Genomic DNA, 21,852 nt, shown 5'->3' on the forward strand with positions numbered 1-21,852 from the left:
GAAAAAACATAGCAATATCATCGTTTACATTGGAGCATTGCCAAGAATACCCATTTCTACGATATGCTGTTTTGTTTTCTCATCTCCAAGTTCATAAACAAGACGATAAGCTTCTGTAAACGCATGATCATATGATTCGTTCCCTTTGTCATGGTGGTACGACATGATTGGAATATGTGCTCGCCAATAAGCACTCATATCTGACGCATGCATTTGATCCATGACACCACGCAGCTTTCTTATTTCATCATCATCTGCCTGAATAGTGAATACATCATTGTTTCCATGTGGCACCTTTGATATTTCCATGGATCCAATATTAATATAATAGGTTTGTTTGCTCAAATTTACCACCTCCTCTTCTTAATTTGCCTATAAAGAAGAAAAGCATGTGCCAAAAATAATAATCCAAGAAACAAATTGTTTTTCAGACGAAGATCACGAGCATCCCAGGACTGCGCATATGTTCACCTCAGCATGTGTCCTATACCATTTGCACATGTCCAATATAAAAAAGCTGCACCACAGTCTACCATAGACTGTAAGTGCAGCTTTTATCACTTCATTATAGTTGGTCTTCGTTGGAAGGACCTGTTTGTACATCATTTTTACGTTCGGAAACATTTGTTTCATCAATGGTTTTATCTAGCTTTTGAAGATATTTACTTGCAAATTCTTTTCCACCTAATCCAAATGCTAACCCAAATGCCAAAGCAAGTGCGCCTACGATTAGGATGAATGCAGAGCTTACAATTGATGTTGCAATACCTAGTTGTGTTAATGCCATAAATACAGCTAATGCCAAAATCGCGTATTTTGCAAAACCAGCAAGAATATTTGTTACTGGTCCGGTTAATAGGTTAATGAGCACTTTCTCAACAATGTTTGCCAAGATTAAAGCTACACCAAGAATCAGTACAGCTGCTAATACACTTGGTAAATATGCAGTGATTGCTGCTGCAATACCAACTAGGAAGTCAAGCTTGACCAGATACAATGCCTGTACAGACAAGAAGAAGATAATGAGTATTTGGACAACATAACCAACCAATGCGGATGGGGACATTTTACCTTCCAATACGGGTTTATCTGTATTCAATTTACCCATTAGACGGTCGAATCCAAGTCGTTGTAAATAACTGTGTACAAATTCACCAATTAATTTCCCTAACCAGATTCCAACAAATACAAGCGCTCCAGCGACTAAGATGTTTGGAATCATATTCATAATATCTTGAAGCATTGCAATGGCTGGATCTGTAATGCCGCGAAGCTCCAGTTTTTCCAGTGAAGCAATGACAACAGGAATCAGAATAATTATAAATACAACGTTTCCTACAAATGCAGCAAAGCTCGTACCTTCAAATAGCTTTTGCATTTTCAGTTTCGCAATTAGCTTTTCAGATCCAACTGCGCTTAATAGATTGGTAACAATATTTTTAATTACTTTCGCTACAAACCAACCGACAACGAAAATAATTGCCGCTGCCAACAGTTTCGGAATGAAAGCCAATATTGTAGCAAGCAATCCACTAAATGGTTGTGCCACACCAGCAATATTTAATGCGTCCAGTACACCTGGAATAAACAGTAACAGAATGAGATAGAATGCAATTTTACCAATCGTTTCGGTAAATGCAGCGATTTCTTCCTCAGTCTTCGCCATTTTCATTTTAAAGAATAAATGCTGTATATTCAGCTTTTTCGTTCCTTTAACGATGAACCATTGAACAACTGTCGCGATTACCCAAGCAAATACTAAAATTAATGCGGCTTTCAGCACTGCCGGGATGAAATCAAAGAATGTGGATATCAGGTTAGACAATGGATTCGCGATCATGTTTAAATTCAACAAATTGAAGAATAAAATGAACACAATCAAGAGCAGTATGTAATATATGATTTTTCCAATGATTTTATTGGAGTTTAATGGTTTACCACTACTACTCGTTCGAAATTTGTCAAAAAACTTTTCATCCAAATTTGTTTTTGCTAATGCTTTTTCGACTGCATTACCAATCGCTTTCGCTATTAACCAGCCAATTAATAAAACAAGTAGTGCTACGACTAAGCTTTGCACCCCCTGCATAAAACTAGCTGTAAAGTAATCATCAAAAAAATTACCCAAATAAATCTGCCCCTTTCAAATGAATATGATTACCTATTCCTTAAAGGCAAATTTTTTAAACATGATTCTACATATTTTTCAGAAAAACACTTCCAAAGCAATTAAAAAACAGCCTAGCTACATCATTTGAATCGATTCGATGTAACCAGGCTGTCTATGTCTTATGATATGAACTGTTGTAATTGATGTCGTACCAATTTATTGGAGGCGTTTCTTGGTAGCTTATCTACAAAATAAAATGCTTTTGGAATTTTATAAGCTGCCAAGCGCTCTGATAAATAGTCCTTCATTGCTGCTTGACTAGGGGCAGGCACATGCTTGTCTAAGACGATACAAGCTATCGGAACCTTTCCCCATGTTGCATCCGGCTTTCCGATTACACCTACCTCGGCAATTCCCTTCATTCCTGCAAGTACACCCTCTATTTCGGTTGGATAAATATTTTCGCCACCGGAAATGATCAAGTCTGTCCGACGATCTACTACATATAAATAACCATCTTCATCCAAGTATCCTAAATCGCCCGTTGCTAACCAGCCTTGTTGAAAGGTCGTTTCATTTTCCTTTGGTCGATTGTAATAACCAGTCGTTACCATTGGACCTTTCACGATAATTTCACCAATACCATCCGCTTGTGGTTGCTTTATCTTTAATTGTGCTGGCATCAAAGGCTTACCAGCTGATCCAAGCTTTTCCAGTGCATCGTTTGGACCAAGTGTCGCAATCTGTGACGATGTTTCCGTCATCCCATAGGATTGAAAAACAGGTATTTGCTTTTCTTTGCTCGCTTCCAGCAATGACATTGGTGCTGGTCCGCCACCTAACAGCATACAACGAAAGCTGTTTGGATAAGTCTTATTCCCAAGTTGTTTTACTAACCTTTGCAGCATCACGGTTACGACTGACATGACGGTGACTCCCCGTTCCATAATCGCATGTTGAACCTTGACCTCATCGAAATGTTCTAATACATAAACAGGCATACCGTAAATCGTACTACGAATAAATATCGACAACCCACCAACATGGAAAAAAGGAAGTACAGCAAGCCATTTATCTTGCTGGCTTAGACCAAGATTCAGTACGGATCCAATGGCACTCCACCAATGATTACCATATGTATGAATGACACCCTTTGGAAAACCAGTCGTACCAGATGTATAAATGATTGTAAATGGGTCTTGCAAGGACAACTCTGTTTTAAGTTCCACATCTTGTTCCTGCACCTCAACGATATTTATAAAAGAACGTTTATGAGGAAGATTTAATTGTGTGGCTATGTTTTCAAGTGCATCATCAAATAACAAGATATCTGCATGTGAATCTTCCAATTGATATTGCAATTCTCCAGCTGATAAACGACGATTTAATAGGACACCTACAGCACCAATATAGCTCAGTGCATGAATGACTTGTATCATTTCAATTTTATTAGAGGATAGAATGCCTACATGCGTTCCATTTGTAATACCTATATGAGTGAGTTTTTTTGCTATACTGCGGCATTGTACTGCTAGTGCTTGGAAGGTAACTATGCTGCCGTCCGCTTGTTCCATTGCGATTTGATTCGGTGACAATCTAGCTTGTTGATCAAGCCAATGCGGAATACACTGATTCATCTTCAATCTCCTTTACTTGAAAGATGGAAAAACCTTTGCCAATTACGAGCAAAGGTTTTTCCAACGAACGATTATGGGAAACGTGGGAATTGATCGAAATCCGGCTTGCGTTTTTCTTTAAATGCATCCCGGCCTTCTTTCGCTTCATCCGTTGTATAGTATAATAATGTTGCATCTCCGCCCATTTGCTGTAAGCCAGCAAGACCATCTGTATCAGCATTAAAGGATGCTTTTAAGAATCGGATGGCTGTTGGAGATTTTTCTAGAATTTCTTCACACCATTGTAAGGTTTCTGTTTCAAGCTGCTCCAATGGTACCACTTTATTAACCATGCCCATTTCATATGCTTCAGCTGCACTGTACTGACGGCATAGGTACCATATTTCTCTCGCACGCTTATGGCCAACCATGCGTGCCAGATATCCAGCACCATACCCAGCATCAAAGCTGCCAACTTTTGGTCCAGTTTGTCCAAATACAGCATTTTCAGCTGCAATCGTTAAATCAGACACAACATGAAGTACATGTCCACCGCCAATAGCATAACCTGCTACCATGGCAATAACTGGTTTTGGAATCGTACGAATGAGGCGCTGTAAATCGAGTACATTCAATCGTGGCACTTTATCAGAGCCTACATAACCACCATGACCCCTAACGGATTGGTCTCCACCAGAACAAAATGCTTTATCGCCAGCACCTGTTAATATAATTACTCCAATGGAAGAATCATCACGTGCATCAGCAAATGCATCAATCATTTCATTAACAGTTAATGGTGTAAATGCGTTATGCTTTTCCGGGCGATTCATTGTCACCTTGGCAACACCATTGTATTTTTCATAAATTATTTCTTCATACTCTCCTGCTTTTTCCCATTGAACAGTCATGTATATCCTCCTTATGTCTTTCCACTTATTTCTGTACGGATAAAATAAACTCCGTTACTATTTTACCAAAGATTTCAGGTTGTTCCACATGAATTGCATGCCCCGCATCAAAAATAATGTTTTTTACCGCATTCGGAAGTGCTTGCGCCATGTCCTGTTGAATCTTTACAAATTTAACATCCAAGCTTCCTGCTAGTAATAGGACTGGCATACCCAACATCGGCAACTGCTTCCAAAAGCTAGGCTGACTTCCTGTCCCCATACCACGGAGAGATGCCGCTAAACCAGTATTTCTTTGTGCTTCTCTTTCCCAACGAATTTTATTCCGTACCGCTGTGTTGAGCTGCTTTTGTGTAGAAAACAAAGGAATGTTCTCCCAATAATTGATAAAATGGGTCAAACCCTCTGCCTCCAATTTCATCGCAAGCCTTTCGTCATGTTTTCTTCTGGCCATTCTTTCCACTGTTGTACGAAGACCTGGTGAAGCACTTTCTAAAATTAGTCCCGCTATCTGTTCTGGATATTGCAACGCATAGGCAAGTGCTGTTCTTCCACCCATCGAATAGCCAAGTAAATAAAATTGCTCCAGTTCAAGCTTACGAAATAAATGATCTAGGTCCTGGCAACATTCCGCCATGGTAATCGGTGTATCCTGTGTAGTCTGTCCATGCCCGGGCAAATCCACTGTAATCAATCGAAATTTCTTTTCATACGTAGCAATAAATGAATCCCATGTTTTGGTACTGCCGGTAAATCCATGTAACATGACAAGCGTTGGTCCACTCCCATGACATTCATAAAAATAGGTGGTTTCATTGATATGTTCCTTCATTGGTTTACACCGGAATGTTTAATATCTTGATGGATATTGGCCCATAGTTCTTGATGCCAAGTGGCGTTTTCCTGACGATCCGTATTGACTTCTACGACAGAAAGCCCTTTGTGATGATAGCCCGCTTCGAGCGCATCCCGTAGTTCATGCACATGGCTTACTTTTTGATGCTTGCCACCATACATCGTAATCGCTTGTTCAAATTCTATATCTAACGGCGTTCCAAACAATGCCTCGAAATGCGTTTGATCAGCTGACTGCGGTAAAAATGAAAAAATACCGCCACCATTGTTATGAATTAATAAAATCGTGATGGAGAGATCAAAATGCTTTGCGTTCAATAAACCATTTAAATCATGGTAAAAAGATAAATCACCAATTAATAAAGTCATGCGATCCATCGTACCTGCGGCAGCACCAATTGCACTGGATACCATCCCATCAATCCCGTTGGCGCCACGATTGGCATGAATACGAACTGTTTTATTCATCGTCATCAAAAAAGTATCTACATCACGAACCGCCATACTATTACCAACATATAGCCCACTACCATCTGGGATCATCTCCATTAACGCACGAACCGCCGATCCTTCCGTCAGTTTGCTATCATCATTTCGAGTTACATGCTTTTTGGTAATCCCATTTACAGCTTTCCATTGTTCCAACCATTCAGTTGATCGCTTCCACGTATTCGTTCGTGCTATTAAATCGATACATAATTGATTGGCATCTGCAAAAATCATTTCCGTCCGGTTGCCTGTTGGTTCCCGATGTCCACGATGATCTTCAATCACAAATTGTGGAATATCCTGCTGCTCGTTTATGTAAAACAGATAAGACTTTGATACAGGCATCGCACCAAATCGAATGATAAAATCAGCCTGTAAATTAGCACGTATGTCAGCATTTTTTAAAAAAGCATCATAGCCTTCCACAATACCATCTTTCTCATGTGAACCAGTTCGCAGCTGTGAAAGGGGATCAGCCAAAATCGGAAGTTGCCATTGTTTTGCCAATTCCACTACTGCCGTTAAATCTTTCCCAGCTTGTTGAGGGCCACAAACAATGACGCCACGCTGTTTGTCCTTACATAATTGTAATAATCTATTTAATTGATCATCAGACAAACGCTTGATACCATCCTGGGCGGTTAAAAACGACGTCTGACGATGAGAACCCCAACGATTTTCCAAGGTAAGATCAGGCATTAAAGGCTCACGAAACGGAAAATTTAATTGCACCGGTCCTGGATTACCTTCCTGCGCCATATAAAACGCCCGAGCAGCCCGTCCTCGGACGTATGCTAGCATAGATTCTGTTTCATCTGGTAATGCCATTTCATGAAACCATTTTACATATTCCCCATACATTTTTATTTGTTCAATCGCTTGTGGAGCACCAACATCCCGAAGTTCATGTGGACGGTCTGCTGTTAATACAAGGAGAGGAACCCGACTGTAATGAGCTTCAATGATGGCAGGATAATAATTTGCGGCTGCCGTTCCCGACGTACAAACAAGTGCAACCGGCCGTCTTGTTTCCTTTGCCAGACCAAGGGCAAAAAAAGCAGCTGACCGTTCATCAATAATGACCCACTGTTTTATCTGTGGATGGTCGGCAAATAAAATAGCGAGTGGTGTCGAACGTGAACCAGGTGAAATAACGACATGCTCTAAACCACTTGCTGCCAGTTCATCTATGAAATTCCCCGTGTATTTTGTCAATGATTCTGTATAACCCATCTTCTAGCCCTCCAATGCAGATAACATAGGCAAAAACTTCATCGCTGTTTCTGCATATTCTGCCTCGATATCGGAATCCTGCACAATTCCACAACCAGCAAATAATGAGGCTTCCTTACCTTGTATCAATCCTGAACGGATGGCAACAGCAAATTCACCGTTTTGATTACTATCCATCCAGCCCACTGGCGCACCATACCAGCCACGATCCAATTGTTCGTGGTCACGAATAAAGGATAAAGCCGCTTCGTTTGGTGTCCCGCCTAAAGCTGGCGTTGGGTGCAGTCGCTTCACTGCATCAAGGATTCCCATACCTTCCTTGAGTCGCGCAGTTACTGGTGTATATAAATGCTGTAGGTTTTTCAACGGGTAAGCAACAGGCTTTTCCGGCACTTCAATATGCGAGCAATAAGGAGCAATGGCATCCTGAATCATTCGTACAACAAAATCATGCTCTTGCAGGTTTTTATCATCCTGTAGCAATGCCTTACTAATTTGCTCGTCCTCTTCTGGTGTTTTCCCACGCGGGGCAGTTCCTGCTAAGCAAGTTGAAAGTAATTCCTGCTGTTTCACCCGCACCAATCGTTCAGGTGTCGCACCAACAAAGCAATCCTCCCCATGCTCCATCGCAAAAATATAACTATTTGGCTGCATCTCCTCTAATTGTTTTAACATACGGGAGATTTCAGCTTTCGATGAAAATGTCAAACGCAGCTCTCGCGCCAGCACAATTTTATGAGCATGCTTGTCCGCTATCGTATCCTTTGCGGATTGGACCAATTGCTTCCATTGATTTGCATCAATTTCCTGTTTATCGGTAACAGTAGATTGGACGTATGGAATATCCTTACCTGCTATAAAGGTTGCTTCCATTTCTTGCATCTCAGACACCAGCTTATTGATGTTTGTTTCCTGTTCAATCGTCACATTTGTAGTTAAATATAGCTCATTTTCCGATTGAACCAATAACAGGCTCGGGATGATAAATTGGCTATTCTTATAGGACTCCCACAAAGCTGTACTTGTTTTTAACGGATCAAAAGCCATACCTCCAACTGCTACAAGTCCTGTGCCCGGTACGTCATGTGGATTAGACACCAATGCATGTTCAATCAATCCATCCCATGCATCTTTCACAGTTTCAAACCAATCATGTTGCGCACAAATTTCGTGCGCAATGCCCACACTTACCATGGCAAAATCTCGATCAGCGCTAATCCATAATGTTCTATTTCCGCCTAATTCCTTTGCAGCCTCAAATGACCGCAACAAATCAGCTTGTTTAACCTTTTTGGTTATACTAACAAGCTGTGTTTGGTTATTTTTATTCAGCAGATGCTTTGCTTGATTCAACAATGCTACATGCTGCTGTTCTTTTATATCAATCATCGATCATAGACCTCCATTGTATTTCCACATTTTCATTGCGTTTAAAAAGTATCTATAACCTTTGTTCAATGAAAACCCATATCTATTTTATTCTCTTTTTCAATGTTTCTCAAGGAATGGGCTATAATTGTTGTGAAACAATCCACTTTCATTATATTTGCACCGTTCTGATAGTTTCATCGTTATTGTACAGATACAAGCTGCCATGATAATATATGATAGATAAGTTATGTACGTTTCACAGGAGGAATCATGACATGCACGCTTCAAATTCAAAAACCGCAGAAATTAAACAGACGCTAAATGAACGTGATGGCTTTCAGGTGTGGTGGCGTTTACTCCGCCCACATACCTTAACCGCATCATTTGTACCAGTGTTTGTTGGTACAATGCTCGCCGTAACAGAAGATACGTTTCGACCGCTCTTATTCGCTGCAATGCTTATTGCTTCCATACTGATTCAAGCCGCAACCAATATGTTCAATGAATACTATGATTTTAAGCGTGGACTCGATTCAGAGCATTCAGTAGGAATTGGTGGAACGATTGTTCGCGATGGTATTCAGCCCAAAACCGTGCTTCAATTGGCCTTAGCCTTCTTTGCTATCGCCACCTTACTAGGGGTTTACATTTGTATCGCATCAAGCTGGTGGATTGCCGCAATTGGTGTTGTTTGTATGCTATTTGGTTATCTATATACAGGTGGACCATATCCAATTGCTTATACCCCTTTCGGTGAACTATTTGCTGGTTTTCTGATGGGAACTGTCATTATCGGAATTAGTTATTTTATTCAAACCATGACCATTACTTCAAATGTAATTTGGGTTTCGATTCCAGTAGCTATCTTCATTGCTGCTATTATGCTTTCCAATAACATTAGGGACCTGGACAATGATAAAATTAGTGGACGTAAAACAATAGCAATACTTATTGGTAGAAAAAACGCCATCCTATTACAGGCATCTATGTTTGCAATCGCCTTTTTACTAACTGCAGTCTATATTGTTCTCGGACTATTACCAATTTGGTCCTTGATTACTTTTGTAGGTGTAAAACTAGCCATCGACGTCATCAAAAAATACAAAGGAAAAACACAGCCGCTGGAAATGATGCCAGCCATGGCAGCTACAGGTAAAACAAACAGCATTTATGGCATTTTATTAGGACTTTCCTTAATGATGAGTAAATTAATATAAGCAGTCTATTTGATTTATAAATAATCGGTATAGGGGGAAGAATCATGAAGAACAGAGATATCTCCAATACATTAATAGAAGCTTTAGGGATAGAAATCATTTCATTAGACAAAAACAAAGTAATACTCACCATGCCTGTTGATCAACGTACCAAACAGCCCGCTGGATTTTTGCATGGTGGCGCAAGTGTTGCGTTAGCTGAAACAGCTGCTAGTATCGGTGCATTACTTCACGTGGATTCAGAAACTACAAGTGTATTTGGCATGGAAATCAATGCCAACCACATTCGCAGCAAACGTGATGGAAATGTGACTGCAACCGCAACACCAATTCATACAGGCAAAACGACAATGGTTTGGGATATTCAGATTACGGATGAAGAGCATCAACTTATCTGTATCTCCAGATGTACCATTGGAATCGTACCAAAGCGAAAAAGCGAATAATAAATAAAAAAGGCCAGGACATAACTAGCCTCTTATCATGAAAAAACGGTCATGTTTATTACAAAAAAATAAACATGACCGTTTTTTCATGGTGAATTTGATGGGAACTGGCAGTATATTTTCTTCAATTAACTGCCAATAAGGCAAATCCAAACTCATTTTTATAAGAAGTGCATCTGCATGAACTACGGAATAGATACTTTAATATGTCTACATTTAATAAAGCGGAATAAATCTACGGAGACTCCTACGAGGCCAGCCGTGTCCGAAATTGACAAAGAAAGTGAACTTGTTGAGACCGGCTCGTGGAACGCGGAATAGATTTGGAGCGATGTAGTTGTTCAAAATGAAAAGGAGTTCCAGTAAAAATTAATATACTGAAACTCCTATTATGATGTTTCACTGGCTTCCACGCTATTTTATATGATTGTTATACCATTTTCACATGTCGTTGTTCAATCCATACGCGGAGCTTGAGAAAAAGCGGCACAAATAATGCACCAACGATGATTCCTTTGATTAAATTAAACGGCAAAATACCGATCAAGACGGTTGCGCGTTTCACTGCTTCTATTTTCATTTCTTCCATTCCCATAAACCAAGCATAAATAGGAAGTAAGACAAAATAATTTAATACACTCATACCAATTGCCATGACTATGGTTCCAGTAATAAGTCCGGACACAATACTTTTAACACCTTTATATTTATGATACAAAAAGGCAACTGGTAGAACAAACATCATTGCTGCTAGGAAATTAGCCATTACACCTACAGGCTCTCCCCCACCAACAATAAGATAAAGACCATTTTTTATGGCCGCTACAATCACACCTGCCATAGGCGAAAAAATCAATGCGGCAATTAATGCTGGGACGTCCCCAAAGTCAATTTTCAAGTATCCCGGTAAAAAAGGAAGTGGGAAATCGAGAAAAATCAATAATAATGAAATCGTACCTAATAATGCCAAAATAATAAGTCTTAATAATTTTGATGATTGTGTATGCATCATCCATTCTCCCTTCATCTATCATCGATTCACATCTGGTGATGAAGGATAAGCCTATTCCTTTGTTTAAAAATAAATAAAACCCCAAAGCCTAATGGGGCTTTAGGGTATGATAAACGTAGGAAAATAAAGATGCAAAAAAAGCACCTTCCATTTCAGCTCGACATCTTCTCCCATCCAGACTGTAACTGTCGGTTCCGGAATCACACCGGATCAGCCACAAAGCGAGTTGCCAAGTGGGTCACGGACTTAAAACAAATTGGTTCTTACCGTCGGTCGGGAATTTCACCCTGCCCCGAAGATGGAATCGATTATGTTATTGTTAAATTCATTATACATGGTTATGCTTTGTTTGTGAAGCCTATTGCTCAGATGGAGAAATACGGCATTTTTCATAGACAAAACAACATGCAGCTTATCTGAATAAAATGGTTTTATAAATCACATGCAGGGAAAATAATAGCCAAGGAGGTTTGAAAGGAAATGGAAAATCAATTTACTGTAAACAATCCAGCAACTGGTGAACGGATACAGACCGTACAAGTAGACAACGAGGAAAAGGTTAAAGATGCATTGAAAAGAGGACATGAGGCTTTTAAAACATGGTCACAAATCAATGCCCATAAACGTTCTGAGCTACTAAACAAATGGTCCCTAAAACTAAAAGAACATAAAGAAGAAATAGCAACCATTATGACGAAAGAAAATGGCAAACCACTACGTGAATCCCGTGGTGAAGTGGATTATGCAGCAAGCTATATTGACTGGTATGCAGAGGAGGCAAAACGTATCTATGGCCGTACAATTCCCGCTAATACCGAGTCCAAACGAATCATTGTTACGAAACAACCTGTGGGACTAGTCGCAGCAATCACACCATGGAACTTTCCAGCAGCAATGATGACTAGGAAGGCAGCACCTGCGTTAGCAGCTGGTTGCACTTTTATTGTCAAACCAGCAGTAGAAACTCCGTTAACGATGATTCGTATTGTGGAATTGGCACATGAAGCAGGCATTCCAAAGGATGTTGTGCAATGTGTGAATGGACGTGGAAGTGTCATGGGAAAATTATTTACCGAGAGTGATTATGTTCGCAAAATAACCTTTACTGGCTCAACTGCAGTTGGAAAAACATTAATTAAAAACAGTGCAGATACAATAAAGCATGTAACAATGGAGCTGGGAGGGCATGCACCATTAATCATTGCCAAGGATTCCGATCTCGACCTGGCAGTAGAGCAGACTATCGCATCCAAATTTAGAAATGCAGGACAAACCTGCGTCTGTGCGAACCGAATTATTGTTGCCGACGAAGTGGTTGATACATTTGCTGAAAAGCTGGCAGCAGCTGTTTCAGATTTGAAGGTTGGCAATGGATTAGATGAAACGACAGACATTGGACCCATTATCAATCAAAAGGGTTATAAGAAAATAAAATCACAAATGGATGACGCTTTGGAAAATGGTGCAGAAGTTCTCACTGGAAATAAATACGATGTAGATGAAGAAAAAGGTACCTATTTTGTACATCCAACCGTCTTGAAAAATGTGAAGACTTCTATGGTGATGATGCATGAAGAAACATTTGGTCCAATTGCCCCGATTATTCCCTTCCAATCATTGAATGAAGCTGTGAAAATCGCTAATGGAACACCATTTGGGCTTGCGGCGTATTTCTTTACAAATGACTATCGGACAGGTACCTACTTATCTGAACAGTTACAATTTGGAATTGTTGGCTGGAACGATGGAGCACCATCTGCAGCACATGCACCGTTCGGTGGTATGAAAGAAAGTGGCTTAGGTCGCGAAGGCGGATTGGAAGGTATCGAACCTTATTTAGAGACGAAATATCTGTCGATTGGTAACTTGGATTTTTCTGGTGAATAATTATTTCACTTTAAAGGTCTATGATCCGTTCGAAAAAGCATGAATATCCAAAGACACGAGCCAGGTATGTTTTATCCTCACTCGTGTCTTATTTGGGTTATTTTTTCAAATAATATTTATCCACTGGCTTCAGTTGTTCATCTAATTCGTAAACTAAAGGAATGCCAGTTGGTATTTCAACATCGACAATTGCTTCATCAGCGATATCTTCTAAATGTTTGACGAGTGCCCTAATCGTATTTCCGTGTGCTGCAACAATAACATGCTTACCTTCTTTTATTTGAGGAGCAATCACGTCCATCCAATAAGGGGTTACTCTTTCTAACGTCAGTTTCAAGTTTTCCCCCGATGGAATTGCCTTTTGATCCAGCATTGCATAGCGTCTTTCTTTTGTAGCTTGTCGCGGATCATCAGGATCTAATAATGGTGGCAAAACATCATAGCTTCTCCTCCATCGATGTACTTGCTCTGCTCCAAACTTTTCTACTGTTTCCGCTTTGTTTAAACGTTGAAGCGCTCCGTAATGTCTTTCGTTCAATCGCCACGTCTTATGTACTGGTATCCATAATTGATTGGTTTCCTCAAGAACATAATATAATGTTTTAATGGCTCTAGAAAGAACAGAAGTAAAGGCAATATCAAATGTCATACCATGTTGCTGCAACAATTGACCGGCACGCTTTGCTTCTTCTATTCCTGTTTCTGTTAAATCAGCATCCTCCCAGCCTGTAAAGGTATTTGATTGATTAAACACACTTTGACCATGTCGAATGAATACTATTTTCATCAGGTATTCCTCCTTCAACATTATTTCTACTCCCGCTTTCATATAATCTTCCCTTAAATTTAAATTTAGAAACAGGTACGAATCTAGGTTTTGGACAAGTATATGAAAAAGACCCTCAACCACCAGTTGAAGGTCTTTCTCCATTTGATTCATTTTATTCTATATTTATATTTAATTGACCAGTAGCTTTTTCTCTAGCTTCATTACCAAAGCTATCCTTCGTAATTACCTCAATTACTGCTCCCTCAGCAACCACATTATTTGTCGCTGTATAGTATCCGACATAATGTCCTGGAGAAACCTCCATCATTGGTAACTCTGTCGCATTTGTAAGCTGTACACCAAAATGATTGGTGAGCGGCATGTGAATAACAAAGGTCGCACGGAGCCCGGGCTCACTGTCAAATTCAATCATGACACTTTCGCCTGCTTGTAAGTCAACATCTGATGCCGGTGTTAAGTTTTCAATTATTGGTACTTCGTATTTTGCTTCCACTGTTACGGTTTTTGTTGTCACATTACCTGCCTCATCATAAGCAGATACTTCAATAACATTTTCCCCGTTATCAAGCAAAATTCGCTTCGAGAAGGATCCATCATCGTCTACATTTGTTTTCTGTCCATTGACTTCCACATAGTCTAGATAATCATCAACAACAGTTCCCTCAACAGTAGTTGTTTCTTTATTTGTTTTACTGCCATCTTTTGGATTGTCGATGGTTAATTCTGGTCCTTCTTGATCCATGACTACAGTGATGGCCTCAGATTCACCTGTTACGGCATCATTCATTGTAGAACGGGCTACTAATGTATTTTCTCCCTGTTCCAATGCAGCATCAATGGAAAATACGCCGTCTTCATCAATTTCAGCAGTCCCAACAACCGATTCGTTATTCAATAATTCGACTGTTGTAGTTGATGATGCAGTTCCTTCAACCGTGATCGTGGATTCATTTGTTACGAAACCATCCTCAGGTGAAGTAATAACTGGTGTTTCCACACCATAGCCGACACGAGCACGAATCATATAGTTACCTTCTATAACTGGAGCAGCTGACCAAGCGCCATCTACATACTGATAACTTCTTTCCGCATTAGGACCATCTTCATCTGTTGCTAGGGCTGGTGCATTAGGGTTCGGATCTGTTTGAATGTAGACCATGTAGAAATCACCGTCCACTTGAATGTTATGTTCCGTTAAATCTACTACGGTCCACTCTCCTGTACGTAATGCCGTCGCATCAATCGGACCTGCAAGTTTTTCCCCTGGAAGTCCATCATTTCCTGTCGCATCCCAAACCTCAATTTGGAAGTCCTCTCCGCCTGGTACAGGGAATTCAGTATCCCAGAAGCGGAAGACCCCATCTGTAACAATGGCAGAATCTTTTCCATCCGGTAATGACATTTTCACTGCCCATCCATTGCCTGCATCATAATAAACACGTGCATTTTCTGCCGTCCCATCATCGTAACCAATTTCCTCGCCTGGGACCATATAAAATGGCTCCAGCTCTAAGTCAACTGTTACATCTCCTGCAACCTCCACCTCTACTTCCTTGCCATGGTATCCACGTGCATTTATTTTAAGCGTGTAGATGCCATGATAAGCTTTCAGTGTGTAGTTTCCATTTTCATCTGTTTGAACCGGCTGCACATTCGCATCCTCTACCAGCAATACAGTTGCGCCCTCAACCGGATTACCGGTTTGCTCATCTGTTACCGTTCCAGTAATATGTCCATTTGGTAATTCCTGCATAGCAAAATTCACTGTGGACCCTTCATCTGCTTCTACTGTGACAGTTTGCTCTTCAGACTCATAACCATACGCCTCTGCTAAAACTGTGAATTCACCAACTGCATGCATCAAGGAATAAGACCCGTCTTCTGGATCTGTACTTACTGAACGACCACTTTCCAACACACTTACGGTAGCTGAAATAGGTGTTCCATCTGCCATTAATGCATCACCGGAACCCACCTTAGCCGAGGTATTCGAACCATTATCATCCGCTTGAGTAACATATCCCTCAATGGTTCCTAACCCATCCTGTAAAGCAGCAACTGCATCGTATGCATTAATTAATCCAGATCCATATCCATTATTCGGAGATTCTGGATACTCATCATCCGTTCTAGGTATTGCTGTACTCATAAGTATTTCTTCCATCTCATCAACCGTAATATTCGCATTTACTTGTCGAAGTAAGGCCGCCACAGCTGATACTGCCGGACCAGCCATGGATGTCCCATTCCATCCCCCTTCGTAGTCTCCACCCGGAACAGATGAACGAATATTAACACCAGGTGCAGAAATATCCGGCTTCACTTCATCGTATGGTGAAGGTCCTCTTAGAGAAAATCCTGCAATCATATCATCTGAATCTGTTGCACCAGTTGCAAAGGATTCAGGGTAATTTGCTGGGACTGCAACTGATCCTGGCCCACCTGGGTTAAACAAGTCAACATTTCCTGCTGAAAATTCCGGAAAAATTTCCGCATCTCTCCATGCACGAACAGCATCCAAATACCATTCATCTAAACCAGGTCCGCCACCCCAAGAATTATTCACAACATCTGGGGCCATATCTACACGGTCACCCGGAGCCAACATCCATTCAGCTGCATCCAGCAAAATGGCATCTGTCGTACTTCCAGCTGCATCAAAAACCTTTGCAGCTATCCATTTAGCACCTGGAGCAACTCCAACTTGGTTTGTGCCGTCTGGTTCACTTCCCACCATCGTACCAGTAACATGGGTACCATGCCCGTGATCATCATATGGTGCATCCTGCTCCTGAAAACCATCATGGAAACTATACGTATGATCAACCTCTCCTGTTTCATTATCGTAACCACGATATTTTTCCTTTAATGCAGGGTGATCCCATTGTACACCGGAGTCAAGGCTTCCCACTACTGTTCCAGTACCATCGAATCCCATACCCCAGACCTGGGGTGCATTTACTCGCTCTACATTCCACTCCACATCAGCGAGTTTCGATTCTGGGGCTTTTTCATTCGTAATTGTCGTTTCCATTAGGCGTCGCTCTTCATTGGGCAGGATTTTTTCCACCTCTGAAAATGTCGCAATTTGTTCAGCCACTTCTTTGGTAGCTGTTACAGCGATTCCGTTTACGATATGATACGCATGAAAATCTTCAACCATACCGTCTGCTTTTGCTTTCTTTAAGAACTCAATGACATTTTCCTGTGATGCCAAAGCAACGGACTTTAGTTCTGATAGCACAGCTGAACGCTGAATAAACTTTATCTTTTCAGCTGATAAACTATTTTTTTGCGCTGATTGCTTAGCCTGTTCAGCTGCTTCCGTCGTATCTGCCTTATCTTTAAACTTTACTAAAAAAGTTGTGGTTTCATCTTTGTTAAAAACATCCAACAAACGCTTGGTCACTTTCTCCTTCACTGGTTCAGAATCCCTCACGGATAGGCTTTGCTTTCCTGATTCATTTTTCTGACTGGATTGAGCGATAGCGATTGTTGGTGCAACGAGCGAGAGAATCATTAGAAATGTAGCCAGTATACTAAATGCCTTTCTTTTTAACTGTCTTTTCTTTCTCAATATTATTCCTCTCCTTTTTATCAAAAATAGATTTATTTATACAACTTCTTCCTCCTTTCATTTACATTTCAGATTTGTATGCGCTTACATTCTTGGTTGCAACTTCCACTATAATGTAAAATCTTCTACGTTTTTGTCGAATATTGTCGGACAAAATCATAACATCCATAACCAGACCTATCGACCTAGGGTTTTATTATTTTTACAATGGGAATATTCAACCACCTATCAGGTATAAACGTCTAAGTAGCAGCTTTTGTACATCTGCATCTTTTGGATGTCATGCGGGCTTTCCTAAAATTAGAAATAAAAATGAATCAAAAGTCATACTTATAGCAATAAAACAAAAGAATGGAAGCATGTTTTGGGAATAAGTAATGGATAAACTGATAAACTAAACCTTTCTCATTAGAGGATAGGAAAGCTACATAAGTCAAAACACCCAGCAACTTGTTGGAAATTTATGTATTACCCAAGTTCATTCCCACAAAAAAAGAAAGCCTTTTACAATCAAGGCTTTCTTTTCATAGCTTAATCTTCCAATGGATTAAGATTCTCTTCCCCAGTCAAACTTGCGATCATGGAGGTTAGTAATTCGATTTCTTCATCGATATCTTTAAAGCTGACCGTCTCTACTGGAGAGTGCATATACCGAAGCGGAAGCGATACCAATGCAACTGGAACGCCTTGACCTGTTAAACGCATCTTATCTGCGTCTGTGCCAGTCATTCTTGGTGTTAACTCATATTGCACATGCATATCCAGTCCTGCAGCTGTTTTCTCCAGCAGCTGATTTATTTTTCGGTTAATCGGTGCCCCTTTTGCTAAAACAGGTCCATTCTCGAGCTTGATATCACCATATTTATTTTTATTCACACCTGGATAATCGGTAGCAAACGTTACATCACAAGCAATTGCCATTGTTGGTTGAATACCAGCTGCTGCAAAATATGCTCCACCCATATTTGTTTCTTCATTCACTGTACTCGCAGCATATACACCGACTTTACAGCCTTTTTCTTTTAATTGACGCAAGACCTCTGCCACAATAAAAGCACCAGTACGATTATCCAGACCTCGACCGGATAAATAACGATCCGTCAAAACCTCAGGCGTTGTTTTGTAAACCCCTAAATCCCCAATTTGAACCTTTTCTTCTGCTTCTTTACGGTTTTTAAATCCGCAATCGATAAATAAATCTTCCACATCAAAATCACCTTTAATACCGCCATGATGCTGAGCATTCACTCCGATAACACCAACAATTGTTTGCTGATAGCCTAATACTGTTACCTTCATGCCCACTGCCGCTTTGGGATTAATCCCACCCATTTTATCAAAAAACAAAAATCCGTCTTCATCTATTCGATTGATTACAAGCGCAATTTCATCACAATGACCAGCGAGCATTACTTTAAAAGGTGCATCAGGGTTTAAAATACCGATTGCATTTCCTGCATGGTCTGTGCGGATTTCATCTGCAAAGTCTTTCACATAATTCATCCATTTTTTCTGAATTTCCATTTCGAAGCTGGATGGTGATGGTGTCGTTAATAATTCCATTAAAAAATCTTGGTTTGTTTCTAGCATGATAATTACCTCCTCATTCGGTCTATGACAAATTGTCTTTTTCTATCATAACAAAACCAATCCATCTTGAGTATACATAACATCTCTCCTACAAATAGACTACATCTATCACATAAACATCTTGTATGAAATATGCCCGCTTCCGCCAATAATATAGATATTACATCAAAATGAGGTGCATCCTTACCATGGAGTTGATCAAACACTTATACTTTCGAATGCCTATATTAATTCGATTATTGCTTACGGTTCTGATCACAATGATTATTTTTGGACTGCTTATTCACTTAATAGAACCAGAACAATTTCCAAGCTTTTTCGAAGGTATCTGGTGGGCGTTTGTGACGGGTGGTACGGTTGGTTATGGTGATTATGCCCCAACCACGAATGCAGGCAGATGGCTGGGAATTTTGTTAATTCTTACAGGTGCTGGTTTGCTCACCTATTTCATCACTGTATTTGCGGCCACTACTGTCAAGCACGAGCAACAGCTTTCCAAGGGGATTGTCCGTTATAAAGGCAAACACCATGTCATTTTTATCGGCTGGAATGAACGAACACGTAATCTGATGCAGCTGATGACCAAAAACAATCCGCATATAGATATGGTATTAATTGATGCATCCTTACAGGAACTCTCCTATATTGATTTTCCGATCCATTTTATTCATGGGGATGCGACAGACGATTTGATTCTTCAAAAGGCAAATGTAGAAACAGCTACAGTCGTTGTAGCAACAGCAAATATGACTAAATCGGAAAAGGAAGCGGACCGAGCAACCATTCTTTATACAGTTGCAGTGAGAGGAAATAACGCTCAAATCCCAATCATTGTAGAGATACTTTCCACGAAGCAAACAGATAATGCAAAACGGGCAGGCGCCACGACCATTCTTCGTCCAAATGACTTTATGAGTGGTTTACTTTATCATGAATTATTTCGTCAACATCACGAAACGCCATTTGAAAACATTTTACATTTATTGTACAATCAGGCTTTTGTTCATTTCCCAATTCCTGGTGAGTTAGCAGAAGAAAACTTTATGGCCATCTGTCAGCATTTTTTAAGCCAACATATCCTTATTATTGGATACATAGAAAACGAGAAATATTATATGAATCCTCCCCCAAGCAAGAAAATCTCCGATGAAAGCACCTTAATCGGAATGTTATCTTGGAAAGAGAAATCACATTTTTTTTCATCTGGGTGATTTTCATTATATTAAGCCCTTACGGAATGGGGTGGCTAAGAACTAGCAAGACAAAAATATTAATATTATAATTAGTAAGGAATGTAGTAATTACCGTCGGTCACAACCTGTATATCTTCAAATTATTTTTACATTGAAAATCATATAAGACCTTCTTTACACTTTGTTTTTGTCTAATTCCCTCAGCTTTTCTACATGCGTTTCTCGCTCCGTTATGTCCCCATCCTTTTGTTGACATAGGCATAAAAGAACGCAGACAACGCGCTATTCAAATCATAGAGGAGATGCGCAGAATAAAGACTTTCACCCAAGAACCAATCTCTATTACATACGAGTTTGCGAATGAACAAATTCAAAAAGCGAATGATCATCTGCAAGAATTGAATGATTTAATTACTATAAAAAATAAAAGAGACAGCTTTTATTACAATTGTTTAGACAATGAGGAGGAAAATTAATGAGTGATCAAGCGTATAAACAAGCCAAAGCAACTGCTGAAATTGAGGGGCATGTATTCACTCCCGACGATGAAAAAATATTAAATCAACATTAAGTGGTGAAATGACAAGAAAGGAATTAATAAACAAATTAAAGGGGAAAACAAATGAAAAAGAGGCTGGGACAATACTATTTCTATCCAATCAAAAAGCGAACATTTAATAAGTAGGATACCCCGCTCAGGGAATATACTTCGCATTCCGTGGGCGAGCAATAAGCCTCCTCAGGCTTCGCCTTGCGGGGTCTTATATGGCTCTTTGCTCCCACAGGAGTCTACGTATATTCCCTGAGCTAATTCATGTGATTGCTCGTCTTTTAAACCGATAATTTATGTTTTGTCCCAGCCTCTTTTCTTCTCCGTTCCTAACGAAACAGGATTCCACACACAACTAAAGGTTGGGGGGACCCCTTCCTTTACCACGACTCCAGTATCGCATAGGGCTATGAAATCATGCATAGACATTTATTTTATCTTTAAAAAAGGATTTATAAAAATTAATTGCAATAAAGAAATAAGAGGTGATTTTATGAAACTGCCAATGCAAATAAACATTGAACTTTCGCCCGCCCTTGTTGGTTTCTTTCTCTACTTGATATATCCAACTTTTTAATACAGCAAATAGGCTAGACAATTTACCGCCTAGCTTATTTGCTATGTAAAAAATGATCAAAACTTTTACTTCTCGTTAAGCTTTTTAATTTCTTCATGAATTTTATCAAGTGAATCTTGTCTTTTTCTTTGCATATCTTTATATTCTTTATGATTACGGATGAACAATCTAATCAAAATCACAATTACAATTACTATAAATAGATAAATTAAATAAGCTAATATAATTGGCGCTAAATCCATCATTTTACTCACCCCCATTTTTTAAAAGTGATTCATTAATTATATACAATAATTGGTTTAAGTAAATATCCGCCGGTAGAACCGGCGGTTTTAATTTCGCCCTATAAGGGCACTTTACCAACATAGTCCCTAAAGGGACCTCTAAATTGACCGTCAATTGTTTATGTTCCTATCTATTTTTTGAAT

At 39.8% G+C, this 21,852-nt stretch carries 16 protein-coding genes and 1 riboswitch; of the genes, 4 read left to right on the top strand and 12 right to left on the bottom strand.

Annotation, left to right across the window (positions count from 1 at the left end; all coding sequences use genetic code 11):
- Positions 1–24: 24 nt before the first annotated feature.
- The 7 genes from DX933_RS07335 to DX933_RS07365 all read right to left on the bottom strand — a co-directional run bounded on the left by DX933_RS07335 (position 25) and on the right by DX933_RS07365 (position 8,603).
- Positions 25–345: a hydrolase gene (locus DX933_RS07335; protein ID WP_123315824.1), complete on the bottom strand. Its 321-nt coding sequence runs from the start codon at positions 343–345 to the stop codon at positions 25–27.
- Positions 346–565: 220 nt separating this feature from the next.
- Positions 566–2,128, bottom strand: coding sequence for a mechanosensitive ion channel (locus DX933_RS07340; protein WP_223805907.1), 1,563 nt, complete (start codon positions 2,126–2,128; stop codon positions 566–568).
- A 161-nt stretch (positions 2,129–2,289) separates the two neighbouring features.
- Positions 2,290–3,747, bottom strand: coding sequence for an o-succinylbenzoate--CoA ligase (locus DX933_RS07345; protein ID WP_123315825.1), 1,458 nt, complete (start codon positions 3,745–3,747; stop codon positions 2,290–2,292).
- Positions 3,748–3,818: 71 nt separating this feature from the next.
- Positions 3,819–4,637 carry a 1,4-dihydroxy-2-naphthoyl-CoA synthase gene (menB, locus tag DX933_RS07350; RefSeq protein ID WP_123315826.1) on the bottom strand — a complete coding sequence of 273 codons (819 nt, stop codon included), beginning with the start codon at positions 4,635–4,637 and terminating at the stop codon, positions 3,819–3,821.
- A 25-nt stretch (positions 4,638–4,662) separates the two neighbouring features.
- The gene (gene menH / locus DX933_RS07355; protein ID WP_123315827.1) at positions 4,663–5,469 is read right to left on the bottom strand and encodes a 2-succinyl-6-hydroxy-2,4-cyclohexadiene-1-carboxylate synthase; all 807 of its coding nucleotides are present in this window, start codon (positions 5,467–5,469) and stop codon (positions 4,663–4,665) included.
- Positions 5,466–7,214 (bottom strand): 2-succinyl-5-enolpyruvyl-6-hydroxy-3-cyclohexene-1-carboxylic-acid synthase, encoded by a 1,749-nt coding sequence (gene menD, locus DX933_RS07360; RefSeq protein WP_123315828.1) that lies wholly within the window; start codon positions 7,212–7,214, stop codon positions 5,466–5,468. Before menD ends, menH begins: the two co-directional genes overlap by 4 nt.
- Before the next feature lie 3 nt (positions 7,215–7,217).
- The gene (locus tag DX933_RS07365; protein ID WP_123315829.1) at positions 7,218–8,603 is read right to left on the bottom strand and encodes an isochorismate synthase; all 1,386 of its coding nucleotides are present in this window, start codon (positions 8,601–8,603) and stop codon (positions 7,218–7,220) included.
- A gap of 257 nt (positions 8,604–8,860) precedes the next feature.
- Between DX933_RS07365 and DX933_RS07370 the strand changes: the two genes are divergently transcribed.
- Together DX933_RS07370 and DX933_RS07375 are read left to right on the top strand one after the other, a co-directional pair.
- On the top strand, positions 8,861–9,802 hold the full coding sequence (locus DX933_RS07370; RefSeq protein WP_123315830.1) for a 1,4-dihydroxy-2-naphthoate polyprenyltransferase: 942 nt from the start codon (positions 8,861–8,863) through the stop codon (positions 9,800–9,802).
- Between the two features lie 44 nt (positions 9,803–9,846).
- Positions 9,847–10,248: a hotdog fold thioesterase gene (locus DX933_RS07375; protein WP_123315831.1), complete on the top strand. Its 402-nt coding sequence runs from the start codon at positions 9,847–9,849 to the stop codon at positions 10,246–10,248.
- 430 nt (positions 10,249–10,678) lie between these two features.
- Here DX933_RS07375 and DX933_RS07380 read toward each other — a convergent pair whose 3' ends face one another.
- Positions 10,679–11,257 carry an ECF transporter S component gene (locus DX933_RS07380; RefSeq protein WP_397316079.1) on the bottom strand — a complete coding sequence of 193 codons (579 nt, stop codon included), beginning with the start codon at positions 11,255–11,257 and terminating at the stop codon, positions 10,679–10,681.
- 161 nt (positions 11,258–11,418) lie between these two features.
- A riboswitch (FMN riboswitch) is annotated at positions 11,419–11,564 on the bottom strand.
- Between the two features lie 176 nt (positions 11,565–11,740).
- Between DX933_RS07380 and DX933_RS07385 the strand changes: the two genes are divergently transcribed.
- Positions 11,741–13,147, top strand: a complete 1,407-nt coding sequence (locus DX933_RS07385) for an NAD-dependent succinate-semialdehyde dehydrogenase (RefSeq protein ID WP_123315833.1) — start codon at positions 11,741–11,743, stop codon at positions 13,145–13,147.
- A 97-nt stretch (positions 13,148–13,244) separates the two neighbouring features.
- Here the strand turns inward: DX933_RS07385 and gpmA are convergent, their stop codons facing one another.
- From gpmA to DX933_RS07400, 3 genes are all read right to left on the bottom strand, one after another.
- The gene (gene gpmA / locus DX933_RS07390) at positions 13,245–13,934 is read right to left on the bottom strand and encodes a 2,3-diphosphoglycerate-dependent phosphoglycerate mutase (RefSeq protein ID WP_123315834.1); all 690 of its coding nucleotides are present in this window, start codon (positions 13,932–13,934) and stop codon (positions 13,245–13,247) included.
- Positions 13,935–14,088: 154 nt separating this feature from the next.
- Positions 14,089–17,457, bottom strand: coding sequence for a S8 family serine peptidase (locus DX933_RS07395; RefSeq protein WP_317843087.1), 3,369 nt, complete (start codon positions 17,455–17,457; stop codon positions 14,089–14,091).
- A gap of 588 nt (positions 17,458–18,045) precedes the next feature.
- Entirely contained in the window at positions 18,046–19,104 is a 1,059-nt protein-coding gene (locus DX933_RS07400) for a M20/M25/M40 family metallo-hydrolase (protein WP_123315836.1), read from the bottom strand.
- Positions 19,105–19,292: 188 nt separating this feature from the next.
- On the opposite strand from DX933_RS07400, the gene DX933_RS07405 reads away from it, so the two are divergent.
- Entirely contained in the window at positions 19,293–20,315 is a 1,023-nt protein-coding gene (locus DX933_RS07405) for a potassium channel family protein (protein ID WP_223805908.1), read from the top strand.
- A gap of 1,174 nt (positions 20,316–21,489) precedes the next feature.
- Here DX933_RS07405 and DX933_RS07415 read toward each other — a convergent pair.
- Positions 21,490–21,669, bottom strand: a complete 180-nt coding sequence (locus DX933_RS07415) for a hypothetical protein (protein WP_123315839.1) — start codon at positions 21,667–21,669, stop codon at positions 21,490–21,492.
- Positions 21,670–21,852: the final 183 nt, after the last annotated feature.

The organism is Ornithinibacillus gellani (assembly GCF_003730295.1).
In the GTDB taxonomy this organism is placed as follows: domain Bacteria; phylum Bacillota; class Bacilli; order Bacillales; family Amphibacillaceae; genus Ornithinibacillus_A; species Ornithinibacillus_A gellani.